The sequence below is a fragment of the Comamonas suwonensis genome (genome assembly GCF_012844455.2).
Taxonomy (GTDB): domain Bacteria; phylum Pseudomonadota; class Gammaproteobacteria; order Burkholderiales; family Burkholderiaceae_C; genus Comamonas; species Comamonas suwonensis.
The window spans coordinates 1-5,645 of sequence record NZ_JABBCQ020000039.1 but is presented as its reverse complement, the minus strand read 5'-3'; the positions used below and the strand labels follow the sequence as shown (position 1 = coordinate 5,645).

At 50.3% G+C, this 5,645-nt stretch carries 2 tRNA genes and 3 rRNA genes; all 5 read left to right on the top strand.

Going from position 1 to position 5,645, the window contains the following annotated elements:
• Positions 1 to 233 precede the first annotated feature (233 nt).
• The 5 genes from HF327_RS21590 to rrf all read left to right on the top strand — a co-directional run bounded on the left by HF327_RS21590 (position 234) and on the right by rrf (position 5,639).
• Positions 234 to 1,766 (top strand): 16S ribosomal RNA (locus tag HF327_RS21590).
• A gap of 100 nt (positions 1,767 to 1,866) precedes the next feature.
• A tRNA-Ile gene (locus HF327_RS21585) sits at positions 1,867 to 1,943 on the top strand.
• Positions 1,944 to 1,972: 29 nt separating this feature from the next.
• A tRNA-Ala gene (locus HF327_RS21580) sits at positions 1,973 to 2,048 on the top strand.
• A 419-nt stretch (positions 2,049 to 2,467) separates the two neighbouring features.
• Positions 2,468 to 5,347: ribosomal RNA gene (locus HF327_RS21575) — 23S ribosomal RNA — on the top strand.
• A 179-nt stretch (positions 5,348 to 5,526) separates the two neighbouring features.
• A 5S ribosomal RNA gene (gene rrf / locus HF327_RS21570) occupies positions 5,527 to 5,639 on the top strand.
• The 16S, 23S and 5S rRNA genes sit together here with 2 tRNA genes alongside, the layout of an rRNA operon.
• The last annotated feature ends 6 nt before the right edge of the window (positions 5,640 to 5,645 follow it).

Below are 5,645 nucleotides of genomic sequence, written 5' to 3'. Positions count from 1 at the left end.
GCTTCGCTGATCACAGCAAGCAACGAAATTCAAGAATGGTTTGGCCAGTTTTGATTTCGGTTCCTTAAAAAAATACAGCCGATAAGCGTGGGCGTTTGATGGCAAGCAGCCAGTTCTTCGGAACAAAACTCTTCGGAGTATCAAGCGCTCACAAAAACAGTAATTATTGAAGAATTTATTCTTCTTGATTCCGTCAAGTGAGTGAGCAGTCGAAAGACTTTAAATTCAAGATCGAACTATAGAGTTTGATCCTGGCTCAGATTGAACGCTGGCGGCATGCTTTACACATGCAAGTCGAACGGTAACAGGTCTTCGGATGCTGACGAGTGGCGAACGGGTGAGTAATACATCGGAACGTGCCTAGTAGTGGGGGATAACTACTCGAAAGAGTAGCTAATACCGCATGAGATCTACGGATGAAAGCAGGGGATCGCAAGACCTTGTGCTACTAGAGCGGCTGATGGCAGATTAGGTAGTTGGTGGGGTAAAGGCTCACCAAGCCAACGATCTGTAGCTGGTCTGAGAGGACGACCAGCCACACTGGAACTGAGACACGGTCCAGACTCCTACGGGAGGCAGCAGTGGGGAATTTTGGACAATGGGCGAAAGCCTGATCCAGCAATGCCGCGTGCAGGATGAAGGCCCTCGGGTTGTAAACTGCTTTTGTACGGAACGAAAAGCTCTGGGCTAATATCCCGGAGTCATGACGGTACCGTAAGAATAAGCACCGGCTAACTACGTGCCAGCAGCCGCGGTAATACGTAGGGTGCAAGCGTTAATCGGAATTACTGGGCGTAAAGCGTGCGCAGGCGGTTATGTAAGACAGAGGTGAAATCCCCGGGCTCAACCTGGGAACTGCCTTTGTGACTGCATGGCTAGAGTACGGTAGAGGGGGATGGAATTCCGCGTGTAGCAGTGAAATGCGTAGATATGCGGAGGAACACCGATGGCGAAGGCAATCCCCTGGACCTGTACTGACGCTCATGCACGAAAGCGTGGGGAGCAAACAGGATTAGATACCCTGGTAGTCCACGCCCTAAACGATGTCAACTGGTTGTTGGGTCTTAACTGACTCAGTAACGAAGCTAACGCGTGAAGTTGACCGCCTGGGGAGTACGGCCGCAAGGTTGAAACTCAAAGGAATTGACGGGGACCCGCACAAGCGGTGGATGATGTGGTTTAATTCGATGCAACGCGAAAAACCTTACCCACCTTTGACATGTACGGAAGTTACCAGAGATGGTTTCGTGCTCGAAAGAGAACCGTAACACAGGTGCTGCATGGCTGTCGTCAGCTCGTGTCGTGAGATGTTGGGTTAAGTCCCGCAACGAGCGCAACCCTTGCCATTAGTTGCTACATTCAGTTGAGCACTCTAATGGGACTGCCGGTGACAAACCGGAGGAAGGTGGGGATGACGTCAAGTCCTCATGGCCCTTATAGGTGGGGCTACACACGTCATACAATGGCTGGTACAAAGGGTTGCCAACCCGCGAGGGGGAGCTAATCCCATAAAGCCAGTCGTAGTCCGGATCGCAGTCTGCAACTCGACTGCGTGAAGTCGGAATCGCTAGTAATCGTGGATCAGAATGTCACGGTGAATACGTTCCCGGGTCTTGTACACACCGCCCGTCACACCATGGGAGCGGGTCTCGCCAGAAGTAGGTAGCCTAACCGCAAGGAGGGCGCTTACCACGGCGGGGTTCGTGACTGGGGTGAAGTCGTAACAAGGTAGCCGTATCGGAAGGTGCGGCTGGATCACCTCCTTTCTGGAAAAATGCTGCTTTAAATTGAACGTCCACACTTATCGGTTGTTGGAACAAGCCAAAGCTTGATGGGCAAGGAAACTTGCTTGTTGTGTTGAGGAATGGGTCTGTAGCTCAGCTGGTTAGAGCACTGTGTTGATAACGCAGGGGTCGTTGGTTCGAGCCCAACTAGACCCACCAAGATTCCAATGCCAGTGCAAGAGGATCCTGGGGGATTAGCTCAGCTGGGAGAGCACCTGCTTTGCAAGCAGGGGGTCGTCGGTTCGATCCCGTCATCCTCCACCAAGTTTAAAAATGATAGCGCCTGAAGGTGCTATAATCGTTGGCTCAGCAGATGTTGCAAGACATGGGTTGAGAAAGCGAGAAAACAGAAATTCAATATAAAAGCAGTCTGCTTCAGACTGCTTTTATATTGATCTTTGATCAATAGGCTGTTCTTTAAAAATTCATAGAGTCGAAATCAGCGTTGCTGGTGGAAAGCATAAACCAAGGTTTATGCACCGTGCCATCAGCAACTTTTTGATTGCGTCAAAACAAATATTTTGCGAAAGCAAAGATATTTAGTAATGACGAATATTCTCTAAGCTGTATCGAAAGATGCAGCCAAAGATATTCACATTACGGCATAACGCGTGAGGTGCAAGACCTCACCAGTCTTTGAAATTCTAGAGCTTTGTGTTTCGCAAGAGACGTCAAAGTTATAGGGTCAAGTGACTAAGAGCATATGGTGGATGCCTTGGCGATGATAGGCGACGAAAGACGTGATAGCCTGCGATAAGCTTCGGGGAGCTGGCAAATAAGCTTTGATCCGGAGATTTCTGAATGGGGGAACCCACCTCGCAAGAGGTATCGCAACCTGAATACATAGGGTTGCGAAGCGAACCTGGAGAACTGAAACATCTAAGTACCCAGAGGAAAAGACATCAACCGAGATTCCGATAGTAGTGGCGAGCGAATTCGGAAGAGCCTTGCAGTGATAGTCGACCAGTTAACAAAACGGCATGGAAAGGCCGACCATAGTGGGTGATAGTCCCGTATGTGAAAACTGATCGGTGGTACTAGGCTGCAGACAAGTAGGGCGGGGCACGAGAAACCCTGTCTGAATATAGGGGGACCATCCTCTAAGGCTAAATACTCATCATCGACCGATAGTGAACCAGTACCGTGAGGGAAAGGCGAAAAGAACCCCGGGAGGGGAGTGAAATAGATCCTGAAACCGTATGCTTACAAAAAGTCGGAGCCTCGTAAGGGGTGACGGCGTACCTTTTGTATAATGGGTCAGCGACTTACATTCAGTGGCAAGCTTAACCGAATAGGGGAGGCGCAGAGAAATCGAGTCCGAATAGGGCGATCAGTCGCTGGGTGTAGACCCGAAACCAAGTGATCTATCCATGGCCAGGATGAAGGTGCCGTAACAGGTACTGGAGGTCCGAACCCACTAATGTTGCAAAATTAGGGGATGAGCTGTGGATAGGGGTGAAAGGCTAAACAAACTTGGAAATAGCTGGTTCTCTCCGAAAACTATTTAGGTAGTGCCTCAAGTATTACCGTCGGGGGTAGAGCACTGTTTAGGCTAGGGGGTCATGGCGACTTACCAAACCTATGCAAACTCCGAATACCGACGAGTACAGCTTGGGAGACAGAGCACCGGGTGCTAACGTCCGGACTCAAGAGGGAAACAACCCAGACCGCCAGCTAAGGTCCCTAAAATTGGCTAAGTGGGAAACGAAGTGGGAAGGCTAAAACAGTCAGGATGTTGGCTTAGAAGCAGCCATCATTTAAAGAAAGCGTAATAGCTCACTGATCGAGTCGTCCTGCGCGGAAGATGTAACGGGGCTAAGCCAGTTACCGAAGCTGCGGATGTGCCATTTATGGCACGTGGTAGGAGAGCGTTCTGTAAGCCTGTGAAGGTGTCTGGAGACGGATGCTGGAGGTATCAGAAGTGCGAATGCTGACATGAGTAGCGTTAAAGGGGGTGAAAAGCCCCCTCGCCGTAAGCGCAAGGTTTCCTACGCAACGTTCATCGGCGTAGGGTGAGTCGGCCCCTAAGGCGAGGCAGAGATGCGTAGCTGATGGGAAACAGGTCAATATTCCTGTACCGATCAATAGTGCGATGTGGGGACGGAGAAGGTTAGCTCAGCCAACTGTTGGATATGTTGGTTCAAGCCTGTAGTCATGCCTGGTAGGCAAATCCGCCGGGCTAAGATGAGGGGTGATAACGAGTCTGCTTGCAGACGAAGTGAGTGATACCCTGCTTCCAGGAAAAGCCACTAAGCTTCAGCTATTGACGACCGTACCGCAAACCGACACTGGTGCGCGAGATGAGTATTCTAAGGCGCTTGAGAGAACTCAGGAGAAGGAACTCGGCAAATTAACACCGTAACTTCGGGAGAAGGTGTACCCCAAGTCAGTGAAGTTGAACAAACGGAGCTAAAAGGGGTTGCAAAAAATTGGTGGCTGCGACTGTTTAATAAAAACACAGCACTCTGCAAACACGAAAGTGGACGTATAGGGTGTGACGCCTGCCCGGTGCTGGAAGATTAAATGATGGGGTGCAAGCTCTTGATTGAAGTCCCAGTAAACGGCGGCCGTAACTATAACGGTCCTAAGGTAGCGAAATTCCTTGTCGGGTAAGTTCCGACCTGCACGAATGGCGTAACGATGGCCACACTGTCTCCTCCTGAGACTCAGCGAAGTTGAAATGTTTGTGATGATGCAATCTCCCCGCGGAAAGACGGAAAGACCCCATGAACCTTTACTGTAGCTTTGTATTGGACTTTGAACGGATCTGTGTAGGATAGGTGGGAGGCTTTGAAGTGTGGTCGCTAGATCACATGGAGCCAACGTTGAAATACCACCCTGGTGCGTTTGAGGTTCTAACCTTGGTCCATTATCTGGATCGGGGACAGTGCATGGTAGGCAGTTTGACTGGGGCGGTCTCCTCCCAAAGCGTAACGGAGGAGTTCGAAGGTACGCTAGTTACGGTCGGACATCGTGACGATAGTGCAATGGCATAAGCGTGCTTAACTGCGAGACTGACAAGTCGAGCAGATGCGAAAGCAGGACATAGTGATCCGGTGGTTCTGTATGGAAGGGCCATCGCTCAACGGATAAAAGGTACTCTGGGGATAACAGGCTGATACCGCCCAAGAGTTCATATCGACGGCGGTGTTTGGCACCTCGATGTCGGCTCATCTCATCCTGGGGCTGTAGTCGGTCCCAAGGGTATGGCTGTTCGCCATTTAAAGAGGTACGTGAGCTGGGTTTAAAACGTCGTGAGACAGTTTGGTCCCTATCTTCCGTGGGCGCTGCAGATTTGAGGAAGCCTGCTCCTAGTACGAGAGGACCGGAGTGGACACACCTCTGGTGTACCTGTTGTCACGCCAGTGGCATCGCAGGGTAGCTAAGTGTGGAAGAGATAACCGCTGAAAGCATCTAAGCGGGAAACTCGTTTCAAGATGAGATCTGCCGGGGCCTTGAGCCCCCTGAAGGGTCGTTGTAGACCACGACGTTGATAGGCTGGGTGTGGAAGCGCAGTAATGCGTTAAGCTAACCAGTACTAATTGCCCGAGCGGCTTGACCCTATAACTTTGGGTTTAGCTCAGAAATGAAAAGACAGAATGAATCATGCAAGTGGTCATTCAAGTTATGCCGAAAAGGCGCAATCGAATAAGCTGATTGAGACTCTATGAATTCGTTGGATTGAAAGTGAGTTTGATTAAGAAGTTAATCAAAGAGCGATCAATCTGACAAAAAGTTTATGCCTGATGACCATAGCAAGTTGGTACCACTCCTTCCCATCCCGAACAGGACCGTGAAACGACTTAGCGCCGATGATAGTGCGGGTTCCCGTGTGAAAGTAGGTCATCGTCAGGCTCTTAC